The organism is Streptomyces deccanensis, assembly GCF_022385335.1.
Classification (GTDB): Bacteria; Actinomycetota; Actinomycetes; order Streptomycetales; family Streptomycetaceae; genus Streptomyces; species Streptomyces deccanensis.
In genome coordinates this window covers 7,240,862-7,260,121 of record NZ_CP092431.1, presented here as the reverse complement: position 1 = coordinate 7,260,121, position 19,260 = coordinate 7,240,862, and the positions used below count along the sequence as shown (strand labels likewise).

The following is a 19,260-nucleotide window of genomic DNA, read 5'->3' as shown; positions in this document are numbered from 1 at the left end:
CCCGTCTACCCTTGCCCGGTGAACTCGTTCCGTCACCGGCGCCACGCTCGTCTCGGGCTGCCCGTCCTGGCCGTTGCGTTGATCGCCGTCGCGGGCTGCTCCTCAGCAGACGACAGCGGCTCGGCGGCGGTTCCCAGCCCGGGGGCCGCCGCCGCGAAACTGTGCCGGAACCTGGACGAGGTGCTGCCGCGGAAGGTGGACGGTCTCGACCGCCGGGATCCTCAGCCCGCGTCGTCGCTGACGGCGGGCTGGGGCGACGCGGTGATCATACTGCGCTGCGGGGTGCCCCAGCCGCCCAAGATGGTCGACCCCGGGGTGGCGGAGGGGCGGGACGCCGACGCGGTGGCCGGGGCCGTCGACGGGGTGGACTGGCTGATGGAGAAGCGGGACGGGGGCGCTTACCGCTTCACGACCGCCAATCGGTCCGTGTACGTGGAGGTGTCCGTGACGGCCGAGCGGGCCGCGGAGGATACTTCGCCGATCCTCGTCGGGCTGGCGCCTGCCATCAAGAAGGCGGTTCCCGAAGGGGTCGCCTCCTGAGGGGTTGCCTCAGGAGGCCGTCAGGAGACTGCGCGTCGGATCGTGGCTGGTCGCGCAGTTCCCCGCGCCCCTCGGAAAGGGGCTGCGCCCCATTCCGAAGGCGTCTCAGCGCAGGCCCGTCGAGCGGTGCAGGGCGGCCTGGATCAGGCGGTCCACCAGCTCGCCGTACTCGACGCCGCTCGCCTTCCACATCGCCGGGTACATCGAGATCGGCGTGAAGCCGGGAAGCGTGTTGATCTCGTTGATGACGAAGTCGCCGTCCTCCGTGAGGAAGAAGTCGGCGCGGACCAGGCCCTCGCAGGAGGCCGCCTCGAAGGCGTCGACCGCGAGCCGCTGGACCTCGGCGGTCTCCTCCGGGGTCAGCGGGGCCGGGACGATGCCGGGCGTCGAGTCGATGTACTTGGCCTCGAAGTCGTAGTACGCGTGCGCCTCGGGCGGCGGGATCTCGGCGGGGACGGAGGCGCGCGGGCCGTCCTCGAACTCCAGGACGCCGCACTCGATCTCCCGGCCGCGCAGCGCCGCCTCAACCAGGATCTTCGGGTCGTGGCGCTGGGCCTCGGCGATCGCCTCGTCGAGGCCGTCGAGGTCGTCGACCTTGGTGATGCCGATGGAGGAGCCCGCGCGGGCGGGCTTCACGAAGAGGGGCCAGCCGTGCTCACCGGCGAAGTCGATGATCTTCTTGCGGGCGGCGGACTCGTCGAGCTGCCACTCGCGCGGCCGGATCACCACGTACGGGCCGACCTTGAGCCCGAACGAGGTGAACACCCGCTTCATGTACTCCTTGTCCTGGCCGACGGCCGAGGCGAGGACACCCGAGCCGACGTACGGGACGCCGGAGAGCTCCAGGAGGCCCTGGAGGGTGCCGTCCTCGCCGTACGGGCCGTGCAGGACGGGAAAGACGACGTCGACCTCGCCGAGGGCCTTGGGCACCGAACCGGGCTCGCTGTAGACGACTTCGCGGTTGGCGGGGTCGACGGGCAGGATCACGCCGCCCTCCCGGGACTCGGCGAGTTCGTCGACGGTCGGCGTACGGCGGTCGGTGATCGCCATCCGCTCCGGTTCGTCGGCGGTGAGCGCCCAACGGCCGTCCCGCGTGATGCCGATCGGCAGGACGTCGTACTTCGTCCGGTCGATGGCACGCAGTACGGCGCCGGCCGTGACCACGGAGATCCCGTGTTCCGAGCTGCGGCCGCCGAAGACGACGGCCACGCGCGGCTTGCGGGACGGCTGCTCAGGGCTCTGGGGGAGGTTCTCGCTGCTCATATCGCGACGAGAGTACCCGGTGGTAGGGCGCGAGTCAGTGCCCGAACGGTCGCTTTCGCTCAGCGTCGCTCCGGCTTGGCGCTGCGCGACATCATCTCCTTGAGCGCCACGACCGGCGGCTTGCCGTCGTGGACGATGTCGACGACGGTCTCGGTGATGGGCATGTCGACGCCGTGCCGACGGGCCAAGTCCAGTACGGACTCACAGGACTTGACGCCCTCGGCGGTCTGCTTGGTGACCGCGATGGTCTCCTGCAGGGTCATGCCCTTGCCGAGGTTGGTGCCGAAGGTGTGGTTGCGGGAGAGCGGCGAGGAACAGGTCGCCACGAGGTCGCCGAGGCCCGCGAGTCCGGAGAACGTGAGCGGGTCGGCGCCCATCGCGAGACCGAGCCGGGTCGTCTCCGCGAGACCGCGGGTGATGAGCGATCCCTTGGCGTTGTCGCCGAGGCCCATGCCGTCCGCGATGCCGACGGCGAGCCCGATGACGTTCTTCACCGCGCCGCCCAGCTCGCAGCCGACGACGTCGGTGTTGGTGTACGGGCGGAAGTACGGCGTGTGGCAGGCGGTCTGGAGCTTCTGGGCGACCGCCTCGTCGGTGCAGGCGACCACGGAGGCGGCCGGCATGCGGGAGGCGATCTCCCGTGCCAGGTTGGGCCCGGAGACGACGGCGACGCGCTCCTGACCCACCTTGGCGACATCCTCGATCACCTCGCTCATCCGCATGGCGGAACCGAGTTCGACGCCTTTCATCAGCGAGACGAGGACGGTGCCGGGGGCCAGCAGGGGCACCCACGCGGCGAGGTTGGCGCGCAAGGTCTGGGACGGGACGGACAGGACGGTGAAATCGGCGTCGGCGGCGGCCTCGGCCGGGTCGGTGGTGGCCCGCACGTTCTGCGGGAGTTCCAGGCCCGGCAGGTAGTCGCTGTTGGTCCGAGTGGAGTTGATCGCCTCCGCGACCTCCGGGCGGCGCGCCCACAAGGTGACCTCGCACCCGGCGTCGGCGAGCACCGTACCGAAGGCCGTTCCCCATGAACCGGCGCTGAACACGGCCGCCTTGACCGGCTTGCTCACTTGCCCTGCCCCTCTTCCTGATGTTCCTGGGCCCGCTGGACCGTGCTGTGCTGTTGCCGCTTCCCATTGTCGAGGACGGCCCGGGCGTTCCTGCGCCGCTGCTCGATCCGCTCCCGCTTGGGGTCGTACGGCGTCGCGGGGGCCTTCTCGCCGCGGATCTCCTCCAGCTGGCGGGTGATGGCGGCCATGATGACCTCCGTCGCGTCCTTCAGCAGGTCGGGGCTCATCTCCCGGCCGTAGAAGCGGGAGAGGTCGACGGGCGGGCCCGCGAGGACGTGATGGGTCTTGCGCGGCAGGAGGTGGGGCTTCTTGGCGTACGGCGGCAGGAGTTCGTTGGCGCCCCACTGCGCGACCGGGATCACCGGGCACCTGGTCTGCAGGGCGACCCGCGCGGCACCGGTCTTGCCGGTCATGGGCCAGCCGTCCGGGTCGCGGGTGAGGGTGCCCTCGGGGTAGAAGGCGACGCACTCGCCGCGCTCCACGGCGTCGATCGCGGCCCGGAAGGCGCTCAGCGCGTCGGTGCTCTCGCGATAGACGGGGATCTGGCCGGTGCCGCGCATGACGGCGCCGACGAATCCCTTGCCGAAGAGACCGCTCTTCGCGAGAAATCGCGGAACCCGGCCGCTGTTGTACTGATAATGGGCGTACGCAAAGGGATCGACATGCGAATTGTGGTTCACGGCAGTGATAAATCCACCCTCGGCCGGAATGTTCTCCATTCCACGCCAGTCCCGCTTGATCAGCACCACCAGGGGTGGTTTGGCGATCACCGCGGCGAGGCGGTACCAGAAGCCGATTCTCCGGCGGGGCACGCGGACACCTTCCTCTAGGACTTCCCAGGGCCTGTTCCGGGGGCCCGGAGCCGCACAAGTGTCGCCCCGGGCTGCCGGTCTGTCGAGAACACCGTACGCCCCGCCCTGCGGCCGTCCATTGCGCCCAGGTGACAATGGCCGCGACAAGAGAGGGACGGAACACCCGTGCAGTGGACCCTGGTCGTACCCCTGAAGCCCCTGGCGCGGGCCAAGAGCAGGCTCTCGGACACCGCCCACGACGGGGTGCGCCCCGGTCTGGCCCTCGCCTTCGCGCAGGACACGGTGGCCGCGGCCCTGGCCGCCGCGGCGGTCCGGGGTGTGGTGGTGGTCACGGACGACCCGCTCGCCTCGCGCGAGCTGGCGGCCCTGGGCGCCCGCACCGTCCCCGAGGATGCCCGCGAGGGCTCCCAGGACGGCCTGAACGCCGCTCTGCGGCACGCGGCGGCCGTCGTACGCGATGTACGCCCGCAAAGCCCCGTGGCAGCCCTGAACGCGGACCTGCCCGCTCTGCGGCCCGGGGAATTGACCCGCGTACTGGACGCGGCCGCCGAATTCCCCCGCTCTTTCCTCCCCGACGCGGCCGGCACCGGTACGACGCTGCTCGCCGCGAGCCCCGGTCATGACCTCTCCCCCGTCTTCGGCCCCGACTCCCGCCGACGCCACCGCGACTCCGGCGCCGCGGAGCTCGCTCTCACCGGCGTCGACTCCGTACGCCAGGACGTCGACACCGGGGACGACCTGCGCGCCGCCCTCGGCCTCGGGGTCGGCCCCCGTACGGCCGCGGCGGCCGCGCGCCTGCTGATCCCCGGCCAGTAGGCTGCGGCCATGCAGGCCACCGCGTACACCTACGACCCCGCCACCCGCACCGGCCAGGTCCTCCTCGACGACGGCACCCCGCTCCCCTTCGACGCCCCGGCCTTCGACGCGGGCGCCCTGCGCCTGCTGCGCCCGGGCCAGCGCGTGAGGATCGAGACGGACGGCGAGGGCGAGGCCCTGCGCATCACGCTGATCACCCTGCAGACGTTCTGAACGAACTCTCAACACGCCGCGGGCCGGGCTCCAAGTAACAGGGAGCCCGGCCCGGTGCGTGTGAGTACCCGGCGTTCTAAGCCTGACGCGCGGCCGTCTTCTTCGCGGTCGTCTTGCGAGCCGTCGACTTCGCGGCCGGGGCCCGCTTGGCGGTGGCCTTCTTGGCCGGGGCCTTCTTCGCCGCGGTCTTCTTCGCCGTCGCCGTCGTCTTCTTGGCGGTCGTCTTCTTCGCCGCCGCGGACTTGGTCGTGGCCTTCTTCGCGGTCGTCTTCTTCGCCGTGGTCTTCTTCGCGGCGGCCGTCGTCTTCTTGGCGGCGGCCGTGGTCTTGCGGGCGGTCGTCTTCTTCGCGGTGGTCTTCTTCGCCGCCGCCTTCTTGACCGTCGCCGAAGCGCCACCGCTCAGGCTGCCCTTGGGCGCCTTCTTGACCGCGACCTCGCCACCACGGGGAAGCTTCTTCGAGCCGCTCACCAGGTCCTTGAAACCCTGGCCCGCGCGGAACCTCGGTACGGAGGTCTTCTTGACCCGAACCCGCTCACCCGTCTGCGGGTTGCGGGCGTAACGGGCCGGCCGGTCGACCTTCTCGAACGAACCGAAGCCGGTGACCGACACCCGGTCCCCGCCGACGACCGCGCGGACGATGGCGTCCAGAACGGCGTCGACCGCGTCGGCGGCCTGCTGACGCCCGCCGACCTTGTCCGCAATCGCTTCTACGAGCTGCGCCTTGTTCACGTCTTCCCCTTCGGAGACATCGCCCGAACGATAGTGTTCAAGCTTTTTCGCACGTTAGGCAGATATATACCGCAAATCAAACACGAAACGGGCTTATCACCCTTGTGCCGCAACGAACTCGGACGGTCATGGAGTTCCTTCAGCGTTCCTCTGCGGGCATTCGCCCCTCGTCGAGGTCCGTCGTGAAGCTCTCCAGCCGCCTTGCCGCGTCGGCGAGATCGTGCTTGGCCACGGCCGTAATGACCAGCAGCTTCCGGGTCAGCGCCATGCGTACGCCCTCCGGGACTTGCAGTGCGCGCACCCTTGCGTGCGCTTCCTTGAGTTGGCCCGCGACCGCCGCATAGAGCTCGAGTTGGCCGTCGTGTTCCATGCACAGATTGTGCCATCTGGGGCGAGTTGTCGCCTGCGCAGGGGGCAACTGCCGTCTCCCCGGGGCCCTGGGAGCACCCCGGGCAGATGCCACACCATGATGCGCGTACCCCGGCAATCACCTTTGTAACTAGGGGAGTTGAAACCTTTCTGCACATGACTTCGAAGGTGCCCGGACCCGGACATGGAGGTACCCCCAACCGTGCACGATTGGGGGTACCTGGGGGTGTCGCGGTGGCTGGAATCCGCCTTGCGCGGACCGCCCGAGAGGGGGTCCGCGCCGACGGATCAGACCTTCAGCGTCCTCGGCTTGTACGAGGGGCGCTTGGCCTCGTACGCGGCGATGTCGGCCTCGTTCTGGAGGGTGATGGAGATGTCGTCGAGGCCGTTCAGCAGCCGCCAGCGGGAGTTCTCGTCCAGCTCGAAGGAGGCGGTGATGCCCTCGGCGCGCACCTCGCGGGCCTGGAGGTCGACGGTGATCTCGGCCTCGGGGTCGTTCTCCGTGAGCTGCTGGAGCGCGTCCACGATCTTCTGCTCCAGGACGACCGTGAGCAGGCCGTTCTTGAGCGAGTTGCCGCGGAAGATGTCGGCGAAGCGGGAGGAGATGACGGCCTTGAAGCCGTAGTTCTGCAGCGCCCACACCGCGTGCTCACGGGAGGATCCGGTGCCGAAGTCGGGGCCGGCGACCAGGACGGTGGCACCCTTGCGCTCGGGCTGGTTGAGGATGAAGGTCTCGTCCTTGCGCCAGGCCTCGAACAGCCCGTCCTCGAAGCCGTCCCTGGTCACCTTCTTGAGCCAGTGGGCGGGGATGATCTGGTCGGTGTCGACGTTGCTGCGGCGCAGCGGGACGGCCCGGCCGGTGTGCGTGGTGAATGCTTCCATGGCTGTTCAGACTCCAGCGGGCGCGGGGGCGGTGGCGTCGGTCAGGTCGGCGGGGGACGCCAGATGGCCGAGGACGGCCGTCGCGGCGGCGACCTGCGGGGAGACCAGGTGGGTACGGCCGCCCTTGCCCTGCCTGCCCTCGAAGTTGCGGTTGGAGGTGGACGCGGAGCGCTCACCGGGGGCCAGCTGGTCGGGGTTCATGCCCAGACACATCGAGCAGCCCGCGTGCCGCCACTCGGCGCCGGCCTCCTTGAAGACGACGTCCAGGCCCTCGGAGACGGCCTGCAGACCGACCCGCGCGGAGCCGGGGACGACCAGCATCCGTACGCCGTCGGCGACTTTGCGGCCCTTGACCAGCTCGGCGGCGGCGCGCAGGTCCTCGATGCGGCCGTTGGTGCACGAACCTACGAAGACGGTGTCCACCTTGATGGAGCGCAGCGGCTGGCCGGCCTCCAACCCCATGTACTCCAGGGCCTTTTCGGCGGCCAGGCGCTCCGAAGCGTCCTCGTACGAAGCCGGGTCGGGGACCGAGGCCGAAAGCGGCGCGCCCTGGCCGGGGTTGGTGCCCCAGGTCACGAACGGCGACAGGGAGGCGCCGTCGATGATCACCTCGGCGTCGAACTCGGCGTCGTCGTCCGTCTTCAGCGTCTTCCAGTACGCGACGGCCGCGTCCCAGTCCTCGCCCTCAGGGGCGTGCGGGCGACCCTTGAGGTAGTCGAAGGTGGTCTGGTCGGGGGCGATCATGCCCGCGCGGGCACCGGCCTCGATCGACATGTTGCAGATGGTCATGCGGGCCTCCATCGAGAGTTTCTCGATGGCTTCGCCCCGGTACTCCAGGACATAGCCCTGGCCGCCGCCCGTACCGATCTTGGCGATGATCGCCAGGATCAGGTCCTTGGCGGTGACGCCCTCGGCGAGCTCGCCCTCGACCGTGATCGCCATGGTCTTGGGGCGGACCAGCGGCAGCGTCTGCGTGGCCAGCACGTGCTCCACCTGGGAGGTGCCGATACCGAACGCCAGACCGCCGAAGGCACCGTGCGTCGAGGTGTGGGAGTCACCGCAGACGACCGTCATGCCGGGCTGGGTCAGACCCAGCTGCGGGCCGACGACGTGCACGACACCCTGCTCGACGTCGCCCAGCGGGTGCAGACGCACACCGAACTCGGCGGCGTTCGCGCGCAGCGTCTCCAGCTGGACACGGGAGACCGGGTCCGCGATGGGCTTGTCGATGTCGAGGGTGGGGGTGTTGTGGTCCTCGGTCGCGATGGTCAGGTCGAGCCGGCGAACCTTCCGCCCGCTCTTGCGGAGACCGTCGAAGGCCTGGGGGCTGGTCACCTCGTGCAGCAGGTGCAGATCGATGAAGAGGAGGTCGGGCTCGCCCTCGGCGCGCCGGACGACATGGTCGTCCCAGACCTTCTCCGCGAGTGTCCTACCCATCGCTTTCCCTCCGGCCGACGCGACAGCGCGCCGACCCAACTAGAGATCTCGGAGGTGGCGAGCGCGCGAATCCCCTCGTGGCGCGCGCCGGCCGCCGGGCTCGTCGGTCCGCGAGCCGTTGTTGTTCTGCTTCCAGAGTGGCAAGGTCCACGCGAAATTGAACTTGCGTTTCACAGAGTGAGACGCGAGTATCGTTGCATGGACAACAGTAGCGGCGTCGGCGTTCTGGACAAGGCGGCCCTGGTCCTGAGCGCTCTGGAGTCCGGTCCGGCCACCCTCGCGGGTCTGGTCGGCGCCACCGGACTCGCACGGCCCACGGCCCACCGCCTGGCCGTGGCTCTGGAACACCACCGCATGGTGGCACGCGACATGCAGGGCCGTTTCATCCTCGGCCCCCGGCTGGCCGAGCTGGCCGCGGCCGCCGGCGAGGACCGCCTCCTCGCGACGGCGGGCCCGGTGCTCACCCATCTACGGGACGTGACGGGCGAGAGCGCGCAGCTCTATCGCCGCCAGGGCGACATGCGCATCTGCGTCGCCGCGGCGGAGCGCCTGTCCGGCCTGCGGGACACGGTCCCGGTCGGTTCGACCCTCACCATGAAGGCCGGCTCCTCGGCCCAGATCCTGATGGCCTGGGAGGAGCCCGAGCGCCTGCACCGCGGTCTGCAGGGCGCCCGTTTCACCGCCACCGCCCTCTCGGGTGTGCGGCGCCGGGGCTGGGCCCAGTCCATCGGTGAGCGGGAGCCGGGCGTGGCCTCGGTCTCCGCCCCGGTGCGCGGGCCGTCGAACCGTGTGGTCGCCGCGGTCTCCGTCTCCGGCCCCATCGAGCGGCTGACCCGCCACCCCGGCCGTATGCACGCCCAGGCGGTGATCGACGCCGCGGGCCGCCTCTCGGAGGCCCTGCGCCGCACCGGCTGATCCCTCGAAGCGTCCGTCCCACCACGAAGAAGGCCTGCCTCAACGCCGCGGCAGGCCTTCTCTCGTGTCACCGAACTCATGGGCCCGTGCGCCGAGTTGGACATGACGAAGGCCCTCCACCAGAGGTGGAGGGCCTTCGTCGGACGTACCCCCGACCGGATTCGAACCGGCGCTACCGCCTTGAGAGGGCGGCGTGCTAGGCCGCTACACAACGGGGGCGTGGAGCCTGCAAGCGTTCAGTACTGGACCGCTGCAGGTCCGAGCTGGTCTACCTGGACTCGAACCAAGACTAACTGAACCAGAATCAGTCGTGCTGCCAATTACACCATAGACCAATGTGGTTTAGACCAGTCAGTACCCCCGACCGGATTCGAACCGGCGCTACCGCCTTGAGAGGGCGGCGTGCTAGGCCGCTACACAACGGGGGCCCTAGCGATCCTGCATCGATGGTGACGGGAGCTACCCTGGCCACCTTCGCGGGAAGGATCTGTACCCCCGACCGGATTCGAACCGGCGCTACTGCCTTGAGAGGGCAGCGTGCTAGGCCGCTACACAACGGGGGCTTCGCGGAATTGATCTCCGCCTGCAGATGAGCTCTGCGAGCTGGCCTACCTGGACTCGAACCAAGACTAACTGAACCAGAATCAGTCGTGCTGCCAATTACACCATAGGCCACTGGAACGCAAGCCCCGAAGGGGATCTTGTTCTAGCTTGCTCCGTCGGTTCCGGCCTTTCGGCCCGCTCCCCGGCGGCGCAGAAAGAACATTACCCGAAGGTGGACGGCGCTCCAAAACGGGTATCGGAGCCGAGGATCGCGGGGAGTTCGGCGAGGGTGACGATCCGGTGCGGCCCGACCGGCGGGTCGACGGTCGCGTGGAGATCGCCGCGGTCGATCCAGACGGACAGCAGACCGGCGTCGGCGGCGCCGCGGCCGTCGATCTCCGGGTGATCGCCCACGTACGCCACCTCGCGCGGAGGCAGGTCCAGGGCCTCGCAGGCCACGTGGAACGCCTCGGCGGCCGGCTTGTGGACACCCAGTTGCTCGGCGCACAGCACCGTCTCGAAGCGGTCCCACACGCCGAGGGCGCGCAGCTTGCGCTCCTGGACGGGGAGGCTGGAGTTGGACAGGACCGCGTGCCGGTGGCTGGCAGCGAGGGCGTCGAGCACGGGCAGGACGTCCGGGAAGAGGGACCAGGCGCGCTCGTAGTGCGCGACGTACCGCTCGAACCAGGCGTCCGCCTCCGGGTCGGTCAGCGGTTCGCCGAGGAAGTCCCGGACGCGGTCGCGCCGGGTGGCCTCCCAGTCGCCCTCGCCGGCCGCGTAGCGCCGCCAGTGCAGGCTGGTGAGGTCCTTCCAGCGTGTGATCGCCTCGTCGACGGAGTCGTATCCGTGGAGGAGCCCCTCGACGCCCAAGTGGGCGCGCATTCCGGCGCGGTCGGCCGCGGTGTAGTCGAAAAGGGTGTCGTCGACGTCCCAGAGCACGGCCTTGATGTTCATGGAACCGACCGTAACCCGAGGTCGGCCGCCGTGTCCGGGGGATGCCGAAGGGGCGGCACCCGGAATCCCGGATGCCGCCCCTCACGTACCGTGCGTCACGCGGCGAGCTTCGCCAGGGCCGCGTCGATCCGTGCCAGCGTCTTCTCCTTGCCCAGGATCTCCAGGGACTCGAAGAGGGGGAGGCCGACCGTGCGGCCGGTGACGGCGACGCGGACGGGGGCCTGGGCCTTGCCGAGCTTCAGGCCGTGGGCCTCGCCGGCGGCCAGGACGGCATCCTTCAGGGACTCGGCCGAGGTCCAGTCGGCGGACTCCAGCTTCTCGCGGGCCGTGCGGAGCAAAGCGTCGGAGCCCTCCTTCATGGCCTTGGCCCAGCTGGCCTCGTCCTCGGCCGGCTCCGGCAGGAACAGGAAGTCCACGTTCTCCGTGATCTCCGAGAGGACCTTGAGCCGAGTCTGCGCGTGCGGGGCGATGGCCTCCCATTTGGCCTCGTCGAAGTCCTCCGGCGCCCAGGGGGCGAAGGGGGCCCTCAGCCACGGGGCGCAGCGCTCGGTGAACTCCTTCACATCCAGCAGGCGGATGTGGTCGGCGTTGATCGCCTCGGCCTTCTTCAGGTCGAAGCGGGCCGGGTTGGGGTTCACGTCGGCGATGTCGAAGGCGGCGACCATCTCCTCGATCGTGAAGATGTCCTTGTCGGCGGAGAGCGACCAGCCGAGGAGGGAGAGGTAGTTGAGCAGGCCCTCGGGGAGGAAGCCGCGCTCGCGGTAGAGGTTGAGAGACGACTGCGGGTCGCGCTTCGACAGCTTCTTGTTGCCCTCGCCCATCACGTACGGCAGGTGCCCGAAGGACGGGACCTCCTTGGCGATGCCCAGTTCGATCAGCGCCTTGTAGAGGGCGATCTGCCGGGGCGTGGAGGAGAGCAGGTCCTCGCCGCGCAGGACGTGGGTGATCTCCATCAGGGCGTCGTCGACGGGGTTGACGAGCGTGTAGAGCGGGGCGCCGTTGGCGCGGACGATGCCGTAGTCCGGCACGTTCTCCGGGGTGAAGGTCAGCTCGCCGCGGACCAGGTCCGTGAAGGTGATCGTCTCGTCGGGCATCCGGAAGCGGACGATCGGCTCACGGCCCTCGGCCTCGTACTGGGCGAGCTGCTCGGGCGTGACCTCGCGGCACTTGCCGTCGTAGCCGGAGGGCTTCCCGGCGGCGCGGGCGGCGTCGCGGCGCTCCTCCAGCTCGGAGGCGGTGCAGTAGCAGGAGTAGGCGTGGCCGGCCTCCTTGAGCTTCTCGGCCACCTCCTGGTACGTCTCCATGCGCTGCGACTGGCGGTACGGCGCGTGCGGGCCGCCGACCTCGGGGCCCTCGTCCCAGGTGAAGCCCAGCCAGCGCAGCGAGTCCAGGAGCTGCTCGTAGGACTCCTCGGAGTCGCGGGCCGCGTCGGTGTCCTCGATGCGGAAGACGAACGTGCCGCCGGTGTGGCGGGCGAACGCCCAGTTGAACAGGGCCGTGCGGACCAGACCCACATGGGGGTTGCCGGTCGGGGACGGACAGAAACGTACGCGGACGGAGCCGTTAGCCACGCTTGATCACCTTGTTGGTGAGAGTGCCGATGCCTTCGATGGTGACGGCGACCTCGTCGCCGACGTTGAGGGGGCCGACCCCTGCCGGGGTGCCCGTGAGGATGACGTCGCCGGGGAGCAGTGTCATGGCCTCGGTGATGTTGACGATCAGGTCCTCGATGGAGTTGATCATCTCGCTCGTCCGGCCGAGCTGGCGTTGTGCGCCGTTGACGGTGAGCTGGATGGTCAGGTCGCCCGGGTCGAGGTCGGTCTCCACCCAGGGGCCCAGCGGGCAGGCGGTGTCGAAGCCCTTGGCGCGGGCCCACTGCTTCTCGCGCTTCTGGACGTCGCGGGCGGTGACGTCGTTGGCGCAGGTGTAGCCGAAGATCACGTCCTTGACGCGTTCGCGCGGGACCTCGCGGCACATCCGGCCGATGACGACGGCCAGCTCGGCCTCGTGGTGGAGGTCCTCGGAGAACGAGGGGTACTGGATCTCGTCGCCCGGGCCGATCACCGAGGTGGCGGGCTTGAAGAAGGCGAACGGGGCGTCGGGGACCTCGTTGCCCAGCTCGCGGGCGTGCTCGGCGTAGTTGCGGCCGAAGGCCACGACCTTGTTGGGGAGCACCGGCGGCAGCAGCCTGACCTTGTTGACCGGGACCTTCGTACCGGAGAGCTCGAAGTCCGCGAACGGGATGCCCTTGATGATGTCGAGGACGAGCTCGTCCGGCTTGTCGCCCTCGACCGCGCCGAAGGCTACGTTCCCGTCGATGGAGAACCTGGCGATGCGCACGGGATGCTTGCGCCCCTTAAGTGAGCTGGCTGGAGTCTGACGGTCCAGGCTAACGCGGGGCAGGGGGCCGGCCTCGCGCATATCGAGTGCGGCGGGCATGGGGAAGGGCGCCCGGCTCGTGCCGGGCGCCCTTCCACGGAGTCCTCACCGGAATCCGCCGTTTCTTCACCGGAACCGGCTTGAGTGATCGGCGGATTCCGCGCGTACTTGACCGTGCAACTACTCCGCCGCCTGGACCGGGATCGTCATCAGGACCGTGCGGCGGGGGTTGGCGGTCACGGAGGGGAGGTCGACGGAGTGCTCCTGCTCCGGCGTGCGCAGGTCCTCGGCGTCTTCGAGGTGGGCCAGGGTCGTGCGCCGGGGGTTGGCTATCGTGCGGAACATCGTCGTCGTCTTCACTGTTGTCCTGGACCTCGTCGTGTACGGGCGCCGGGCGGGCCGCAAGGGCCGTCCCACAAGCGCGGGTTGTCGGATTCGCCATCCCTGTAAAGCGTCAGGCTAAACATCCGATTCCCGGGTCAAGTCGTGAAGAAGGCATGATCGGCGTGTGAGTTTGCTCACTCAGTCATGGGTAAAACGGGCAATCCAGGCCATCAACCCGCCCCCTCGAAACGGACATTAAGCACCTGAAGCCCGCATTCCGCTCCTGATCATGGCGACTGGGACACCCTGCTCCCACCCCTGGATCGCACGGGTATGTCCCCAATAAGCGGAAACACCCCCCACGCCCGGTGACGCGGTCCTCACATGCTGTCACAGTGAACAGACCGTTACCCATTGGCCTTGTTGGAGATCCGGCACTGTGCTGGAATTCCACGGACCGCCGCAGGATCGTGCCGGCGCGCAGAGGCGCAAGAACAAAGCGCCTGGCGGCGGTGGAAGGGGGAGCCAGCGCCGGTCACTCACGACCACCAATTGGGGACGTATTCAGGGCGCCCCCGAAGACGCCGACACCGTCCCGCCGTTCACGCGGTGGGGCGCCTGGTCCAGAGGTTGCGACGCTAGTGCAGGGACGTTTCAAGAGGGATGGCAGCGCTTCGGCGGAGCCGGAGCCACACATCGGAACCGGCAACGGTTCCTCCCCCCAGCACGCCCAGAACCCGGGTCCGGCGGAGATCGGCGACGGCGGGGAGCGCTCCGGGCGCCCCGGCGCGTCAGTTGCTCCCGTGCCACCCGGCAAACCCAAGGGCGGCACCAAGACGGGCACCGGAAGCGGCTCCCGAATAGCCCTGCGCAACTGGCGCATCTCGACCCGTCTCGTGTCGCTGCTCGCGCTCCCCGTGGTGGCGGCGACCTCGCTCGGTGCCCTACGTATCGGCGACAACGTGGACGACATCCAGCAGCTCGACAACATGCGGCTGCTGACCGACATGACGAAGCAGGCGACCGAGCTCGCCGCAGCGCTCCAGCAGGAGCGCGACCTGTCCGCCGGTCCCCTCGCCCACGGTCTGGACGCCACCGACTTCACCGTCAAGGGCACCCGCGAGAAGACGGACCAGGCCCGCATCCAGTTCACGGACGCCACCCAGGCCGCCGAGACCGCGAACACCACGGCGAAGATGCCCGGCGTCCGCGACAGCCTCGTCCGGGTGGTGCGCGAGCTCTACAACCTCAGCAGCATCCGCAAGAACGCCTACGTGGACCCCAAGAACTCCACGCAGACGGTCGAGGCCTACCACCGCCTGATCTCCCAGCTGCTGGACCTGTCCACGGACATGGCCGAGGCCACCAGCAACCCGGACATGATCAAGCGGACCCGTGCCCTGGCGGCCTTCTCCTCCGCCAAGGAGTACGCCTCCATCCAGCGCGCGGTCATCGCGGCGGCACTGCCCGCCACCGACGACAAGGCCGGCAAGCTCTCCGAGAACGACCGTCTCTACGCGAACTCGGCCCTGTCGAACGAGGAGTCGGACCGCAGCACCTTCTCCGACATCTACGGATCCGGTGCCGAGGAACTGACCAAGCCGATCGACGACGCGAGCCCCACCATCGAGGCCGCCGACGTCTACGCGGACCGGGTGCTCGCCAGCGCCGGCGGTCTGGGCGGTCAGGACAACCGCTCGTACAAGGACTGGACCGACGACTCCTCTGCCAAGATCGAGCAGATGAAAAAGATCGAGGGTTCGCTCCTGGAGGAGATGGAGCAGACCGCTCGTAACCTGCGCGCCGACGCCGAGCAAGAGGCGATCATCTCCGGTGCGCTGATCCTGCTCGTCCTCGGTGTCTCCCTGGTCGGCGCCTTCGTCGTGGCCCGGTCCATGATCCGCTCGCTGCGGCGCCTCCAGGACACCGCGACCAAGGTCGCCCAGGAGCGGCTGCCCGAGCTGGTCAAGCAGCTGTCGGAGTCGGACCCGCAGGACGTCGACACCTCCGTCGAGTCGGTCGGTGTGCACTCCCGGGACGAGATCGGCCAGGTGGCCGCGGCCTTCGACGACGTGCACCGCGAGGCCGTCCGCCTCGCCGCCGAGCAGGCCCTCCTGCGGGGCAACGTCAACGCGATGTTCACCAACCTCTCGCGCCGCTCCCAGGGCCTCATCCAGCGTCAGCTGTCGCTCATCTCCGAACTGGAGTCCCGCGAGGCCGACCCGGACCAGCTGTCCTCCCTCTTCAAGCTCGACCACCTCGCCACCCGCATGCGCCGTAACGGTGAGAACCTCCTCGTCCTCGCCGGTGAGGAGCCCGGCCGCCGCTGGACCCGTCCGGTCCCGCTGGTCGACGTGCTCCGCGCCGCCGCGTCCGAGGTGGAGCAGTACGAGCGCATCGAGCTGGCCTCCGTGCCGACGACCGAGGTCGCCGGCCGCGTGGTCAACGACCTCGTGCACCTGCTCGCCGAGCTGCTGGAGAACGCCACCTCGTTCTCCTCGCCGCAGACCAAGGTCAAGGTCACCGGTCACGCCCTGCCCGACGGCCGGGTGCTGATCGAGATCCACGACACCGGTATCGGCCTCTCCCCCGAGGACCTCGCGGCGATCAACGAGCGGCTCGCATCGCCGCCCACCGTGGACGTGTCGGTCTCCCGCCGCATGGGTCTGTTCGTGGTCGGTCGTCTGTCGCAGCGCCACGGCATCCGTATCCAGCTGCGTCCGTCCGACTCGGGCGGTACGACGGCGCTCGTCATGCTTCCCGTCGACGTGGCGCAGGGCAACAAGAAGCCCACCCCGGGCAAGCCCGGCCAGGGCGCCCCGTCCACCGGTGGCCCCGCCGCCGCGCAGGCCGCGGCCGGTGCCGCCGCCGCGCGTCGCCAGGCGGGCAACCAGTCGGGTCCGCCGCTCGGCGGCCCCTCCGCCGGTGGCGGGCTGCTGGGCGGCGCCCCGCAGCGTGGGCAGGTCGGTGCGGGCCAGGGTCCGCGGGCCGCGCTGCCCGGCAACCCCAGCGGTCCGGGCGGCTTCGGCAACCCCGGCGGCCCGCGTGGGCCCCAGGGTGGTCCGCCGGTGCCCCCGCAGGGCGGCCGGCCGGCTCCGGCGGGCGCCGGTGCCGGTGGGTTCGGCGGCGGTCAGGCGCCGGGTGCCCCGCAGGGTCTGCAGGCGGCCGGGACCGGTGGTCCTGGCGGCTTCGAGAGCTTCGACGACTCCGGGCGCCAGGGCGGCTTCCCGACCGGCTCGGGCCTGCGCCCGGCCGGCGGTCCCGGTGACACCGGCGCGGGACGGCCGGGCGGCGCCGACAACGGCCCGGGTGCCGTGCCGCCGAAGCAGGGCAAGGAACGTTCCGGCAGGCGGCGCCCGCAGCTGCCCGGCCGCGGTGGCCCGCGCGCCGAGCTGCCCGGTGGCAACGCCCCCGCGCGGCCGAGCTGGAGCGACGACAACGCGCAGCCGCCGGTGCCGCGCGCCTCGCTGGACGCCCCGCGCGGCCACGAGGAGCAGCCGGACGTCACCGCGCCGATGCCGCGCGTGGACCCCCACCAGGCTCCGGGTTCGTCCAACGACTTCCCGCCCCCGCAGGGCGACTTCGACAGCCGGCGTCCCGGTGCGGGCACACCGCAGAACGGCACCGGCTCCTACGTCCGCTCCGACGTGTTCGGCGGGGCCGGTGCTCCGCCGGCGCCCACCGGTCCGTCCCGCGGCGCCCCGCAGGACCCGTCGTCCACCGGCCAGTTCGCCACGCCGGGCTACGACGGCTCCGGCACGGGCCAGTTCCCGGCTCCGGGTCGGCAGAACCCGCAGGACACCGGCCAGTTCGCCGCGCCCGGCCGGCCGAACGGCCAGGGCACCGGGCAGTTCGGTGGCCAGGGCAGGCAGAACCCGCAGGACACCGGACAGTTCGAGCGGCCGCAGGTCAACGGGGAGAGCTACGGCGCGCCCCGCCCGCCGGTGCCGCCGCAGCGTCCCCCGGTGCCCCCGCAGCGTCCCGCGCGCCCGCAGGAGCCGGAGGCACTGCCCCCGGCCACGGGCCCGATGGACGGCCGTACCCCGCTGTACGACACGCTGGAGACCAACTGGTTCCACGGTCAGGGCGGCCAGAACGGCCAGCAGCAGGGCAACGGTTCCGCGCCGCAGCAGCACACCGCTCCGGCTCCCCAGACTCCGGCCGCTCCCCAGCGTCCGGCGGCTCCCGCCGCGCCGGCTTCCCCCACCTGGCGCAGCACACCCAACGACGACCTGGTCCGCCAGGCCGAACGAGCCCGTCAGCCCTCGGCAGGCGGGGTCACCACCTCCGGCCTGCCGCGCCGGGTCCCGCGCGCCAACCTCGTGCCGGGCACGGCTCAGCAGCAACAGCACCAAACCGGTCCGCAGGTCTCGCGTTCGCCTGACGACGTACGCGGCCGGCTGACCAATCTCCGTCGGGGCATCGCGCAGGGTCGACAGGCCGGTACGGGCCAGACCGGCAGCTTCCCGAGCCCCACTCACCAGCAGGAGCGTTAGTTGAGCCAGATGAGCCAAGCGGCACAGAACCTCAACTGGTTGATCACCAACTTCGTGGACAACACCCCCGGGGTGTCCCACACCGTCGTCGTGTCCGCCGACGGTCTTCTTCTGGCGATGTCGGAGGGCTTTCCGCGCGACCGTGCCGATCAGCTCGCGGCCGTCGCCTCCGGGCTCACCTCGCTCACGGCCGGGGCGTCCCGGATCTTCGAGGGCGGGGACGTGGCCCAGACGGTGGTCGAGATGGAGCGCGGGTTCCTCTTCCTGATGTCCGTCTCCGACGGATCGTCCCTGGCCGTCCTCGCCCACCCCGAGTGCGACATCGGCCTGGTCGGTTACGAGATGGCGCTGCTCGTCGACCGCGCGGGCGCCGTGCTCACGCCCGACCTGCGCGCCGAACTCCAAGGCAGTTTGCTCCACTGACGCCTGCGGATCCACAGAACTCACCAAACCACCGTCCGGCCGACACAGTCCCCCCACCGGCCCCCGTCAGACGGCACGACTGACCGACCTGCTGTCCCGCTCGGAGGATCAATGACCCCGCCCACCGCTCCTCACGATCCGTACGCAGAGCCGTACGGAGACGAGGGCGACCAGCCGCTGGTACGGCCGTACGCCATGACCGGTGGCCGGACGCGGCCGCGTTACCAGCTCGCCCTCGAGGCGCTGATCAGCACGACGGCAGACCCCGCGCACCTGATGGGGCTGCTCCCCGAGCACCAGCGGATCTGCCACCTGTGCCACGAGGTGAAGTCGGTGGCCGAGGTGTCGGCCCTGCTGTCCATGCCGCTCGGTGTGGCCCGGATCCTGGTCGCGGACCTCGCCGAGGCCGGACTGGTCGCGATCCATCAGCCCGGTGGCGACGAGAACGCCGGTGGCGCGCCGGACGTGACTCTGCTGGAAAGGGTGCTCAGTGGACTTCGGAAGCTCTGAAGCGGGACGGGCCACCACCTCCGCGAAGATCGTGGTGGCGGGCGGTTTCGGCGTGGGCAAGACCACGTTCGTCGGGGCCGTCTCGGAGATCAACCCGCTGCGTACCGAGGCCGTCATGACGTCCGCGTCCGCGGGCATCGACGACCTCACCCACACCGGGGACAAGACGACCACCACGGTCGCCATGGACTTCGGCCGCATCACCCTCGACCAGGACCTGATCCTGTACCTGTTCGGCACCCCCGGTCAGGACCGCTTCTGGTTCATGTGGGACGACCTGGTCCGCGGTGCCATCGGCGCCGTGGTGCTGGTGGACACCCGGCGTCTGGCCGACTGCTTCCCGGCCGTCGACTACTTCGAGAACAGCGGCCTGCCGTTCGTCATCGCCCTCAACGGCTTCGACGGGCACCAGCCCTACACGCCCGACGAGGTGCGTGAGGCGCTCCAGATCGGGCCCGACACCCCGATCATCACGACGGACGCCCGCCACCGCGCGGACGCCAAATCGGCCCTGATCACCTTGGTCGAGCACGCGCTCATGGCGCGGCTGCGCTAGGAAACAGGGCCGAAGCACCCCGACCGGT

The 19,260-nt window shown here is 70.1% G+C and carries 19 protein-coding genes and 5 tRNA genes; 8 read left to right on the top strand and 16 right to left on the bottom strand.

Annotated elements, in window-relative coordinates; translation table 11 throughout:
* The first annotated feature begins 18 nt into the window (after window positions 1–18).
* Window positions 19–540, top strand: a complete 522-nt coding sequence (locus L3078_RS32325) for a DUF3515 domain-containing protein (protein WP_239757464.1) — start codon at window positions 19–21, stop codon at window positions 538–540.
* Window positions 541–645: 105 nt separating this feature from the next.
* On the opposite strand, the gene L3078_RS32320 is transcribed toward L3078_RS32325, so the two are convergent.
* The 3 genes from L3078_RS32320 to L3078_RS32310 are packed head-to-tail and all read right to left on the bottom strand — an operon-like array spanning window position 646 to window position 3,685.
* Entirely contained in the window at window positions 646–1,803 is a 1,158-nt protein-coding gene (locus L3078_RS32320) for a D-alanine--D-alanine ligase family protein (RefSeq protein ID WP_239757463.1), read from the bottom strand.
* 59 nt (window positions 1,804–1,862) lie between these two features.
* A complete protein-coding gene (locus tag L3078_RS32315; RefSeq protein ID WP_239757462.1) occupies window positions 1,863–2,873 on the bottom strand; it encodes an NAD(P)H-dependent glycerol-3-phosphate dehydrogenase in 1,011 nt (336 codons plus the stop codon).
* Complete coding sequence (locus L3078_RS32310) at window positions 2,870–3,685, bottom strand: lysophospholipid acyltransferase family protein (RefSeq protein WP_239757461.1); 816 nt, start codon at window positions 3,683–3,685, stop codon at window positions 2,870–2,872. The genes L3078_RS32315 and L3078_RS32310 overlap by 4 nt, the downstream gene beginning before the upstream one ends.
* 165 nt (window positions 3,686–3,850) lie before the next feature.
* Between L3078_RS32310 and cofC the strand changes: the two genes are divergently transcribed.
* The gene (gene cofC / locus L3078_RS32305) at window positions 3,851–4,501 is read left to right on the top strand and encodes a 2-phospho-L-lactate guanylyltransferase (RefSeq protein WP_239757460.1); all 651 of its coding nucleotides are present in this window, start codon (window positions 3,851–3,853) and stop codon (window positions 4,499–4,501) included.
* Window positions 4,502–4,510: 9 nt separating this feature from the next.
* On the top strand, window positions 4,511–4,714 hold the full coding sequence (locus L3078_RS32300; RefSeq protein WP_239757459.1) for a hypothetical protein: 204 nt from the start codon (window positions 4,511–4,513) through the stop codon (window positions 4,712–4,714).
* A 76-nt stretch (window positions 4,715–4,790) separates the two neighbouring features.
* Here L3078_RS32300 and L3078_RS32295 read toward each other — a convergent pair whose 3' ends face one another.
* The 4 genes from L3078_RS32295 to leuC form a co-directional block, all read right to left on the bottom strand.
* Window positions 4,791–5,444 (bottom strand): HU family DNA-binding protein, encoded by a 654-nt coding sequence (locus L3078_RS32295; protein ID WP_239757458.1) that lies wholly within the window; start codon window positions 5,442–5,444, stop codon window positions 4,791–4,793.
* Between the two features lie 139 nt (window positions 5,445–5,583).
* Window positions 5,584–5,814, bottom strand: coding sequence for an SCO5555 family protein (locus L3078_RS32290; RefSeq protein ID WP_239757457.1), 231 nt, complete (start codon window positions 5,812–5,814; stop codon window positions 5,584–5,586).
* 287 nt (window positions 5,815–6,101) lie between these two features.
* Complete coding sequence (leuD, locus tag L3078_RS32285) at window positions 6,102–6,695, bottom strand: 3-isopropylmalate dehydratase small subunit (protein ID WP_239757456.1); 594 nt, start codon at window positions 6,693–6,695, stop codon at window positions 6,102–6,104.
* 6 nt (window positions 6,696–6,701) lie between these two features.
* On the bottom strand, window positions 6,702–8,132 hold the full coding sequence (gene leuC, locus L3078_RS32280; protein ID WP_239757455.1) for a 3-isopropylmalate dehydratase large subunit: 1,431 nt from the start codon (window positions 8,130–8,132) through the stop codon (window positions 6,702–6,704).
* Between the two features lie 198 nt (window positions 8,133–8,330).
* On the opposite strand from leuC, the gene ndgR reads away from it, so the two are divergent.
* Window positions 8,331–9,047 (top strand): IclR family transcriptional regulator NdgR, encoded by a 717-nt coding sequence (gene ndgR, locus L3078_RS32275; protein ID WP_020270051.1) that lies wholly within the window; start codon window positions 8,331–8,333, stop codon window positions 9,045–9,047.
* A 146-nt stretch (window positions 9,048–9,193) separates the two neighbouring features.
* Here the strand turns inward: ndgR and L3078_RS32270 are convergent.
* The 9 genes from L3078_RS32270 to L3078_RS32230 form a co-directional block, all read right to left on the bottom strand.
* Window positions 9,194–9,266: transfer RNA gene (locus tag L3078_RS32270), tRNA-Glu, on the bottom strand.
* A 44-nt stretch (window positions 9,267–9,310) separates the two neighbouring features.
* A tRNA-Gln gene (locus tag L3078_RS32265) sits at window positions 9,311–9,382 on the bottom strand.
* 20 nt (window positions 9,383–9,402) lie between these two features.
* Window positions 9,403–9,475: transfer RNA gene (locus tag L3078_RS32260), tRNA-Glu, on the bottom strand.
* Between the two features lie 62 nt (window positions 9,476–9,537).
* Window positions 9,538–9,610 (bottom strand) — tRNA-Glu (locus tag L3078_RS32255).
* Between the two features lie 40 nt (window positions 9,611–9,650).
* Window positions 9,651–9,722: transfer RNA gene (locus L3078_RS32250), tRNA-Gln, on the bottom strand.
* 90 nt (window positions 9,723–9,812) lie between these two features.
* Entirely contained in the window at window positions 9,813–10,544 is a 732-nt protein-coding gene (locus L3078_RS32245) for an HAD family hydrolase (protein ID WP_239757454.1), read from the bottom strand.
* Between the two features lie 95 nt (window positions 10,545–10,639).
* Window positions 10,640–12,115, bottom strand: coding sequence for a glutamate--tRNA ligase (gene gltX, locus L3078_RS32240; protein ID WP_239757453.1), 1,476 nt, complete (start codon window positions 12,113–12,115; stop codon window positions 10,640–10,642).
* Window positions 12,108–12,884 carry a fumarylacetoacetate hydrolase family protein gene (locus L3078_RS32235; RefSeq protein WP_239757452.1) on the bottom strand — a complete coding sequence of 259 codons (777 nt, stop codon included), beginning with the start codon at window positions 12,882–12,884 and terminating at the stop codon, window positions 12,108–12,110. Before L3078_RS32235 ends, gltX begins: the two co-directional genes overlap by 8 nt.
* 219 nt (window positions 12,885–13,103) lie before the next feature.
* Window positions 13,104–13,283: a hypothetical protein gene (locus tag L3078_RS32230; RefSeq protein WP_239757451.1), complete on the bottom strand. Its 180-nt coding sequence runs from the start codon at window positions 13,281–13,283 to the stop codon at window positions 13,104–13,106.
* 605 nt (window positions 13,284–13,888) lie between these two features.
* Here L3078_RS32230 and L3078_RS32225 point away from each other — a divergent pair.
* The 4 genes from L3078_RS32225 (at window position 13,889) to L3078_RS32210 (ending at window position 19,232) form a co-directional block, all read left to right on the top strand.
* Window positions 13,889–17,743 carry a sensor histidine kinase gene (locus tag L3078_RS32225; RefSeq protein WP_239757450.1) on the top strand — a complete coding sequence of 1,285 codons (3,855 nt, stop codon included), beginning with the start codon at window positions 13,889–13,891 and terminating at the stop codon, window positions 17,741–17,743.
* 9 nt (window positions 17,744–17,752) lie between these two features.
* Window positions 17,753–18,166 (top strand): roadblock/LC7 domain-containing protein, encoded by a 414-nt coding sequence (locus L3078_RS32220; RefSeq protein WP_005479910.1) that lies wholly within the window; start codon window positions 17,753–17,755, stop codon window positions 18,164–18,166.
* A gap of 111 nt (window positions 18,167–18,277) precedes the next feature.
* Window positions 18,278–18,676: a DUF742 domain-containing protein gene (locus L3078_RS32215; protein WP_009314205.1), complete on the top strand. Its 399-nt coding sequence runs from the start codon at window positions 18,278–18,280 to the stop codon at window positions 18,674–18,676.
* Window positions 18,657–19,232 carry a GTP-binding protein gene (locus L3078_RS32210; protein ID WP_239757449.1) on the top strand — a complete coding sequence of 192 codons (576 nt, stop codon included), beginning with the start codon at window positions 18,657–18,659 and terminating at the stop codon, window positions 19,230–19,232. The genes L3078_RS32215 and L3078_RS32210 overlap by 20 nt, the downstream gene beginning before the upstream one ends.
* Window positions 19,233–19,260 lie beyond the last annotated feature (28 nt).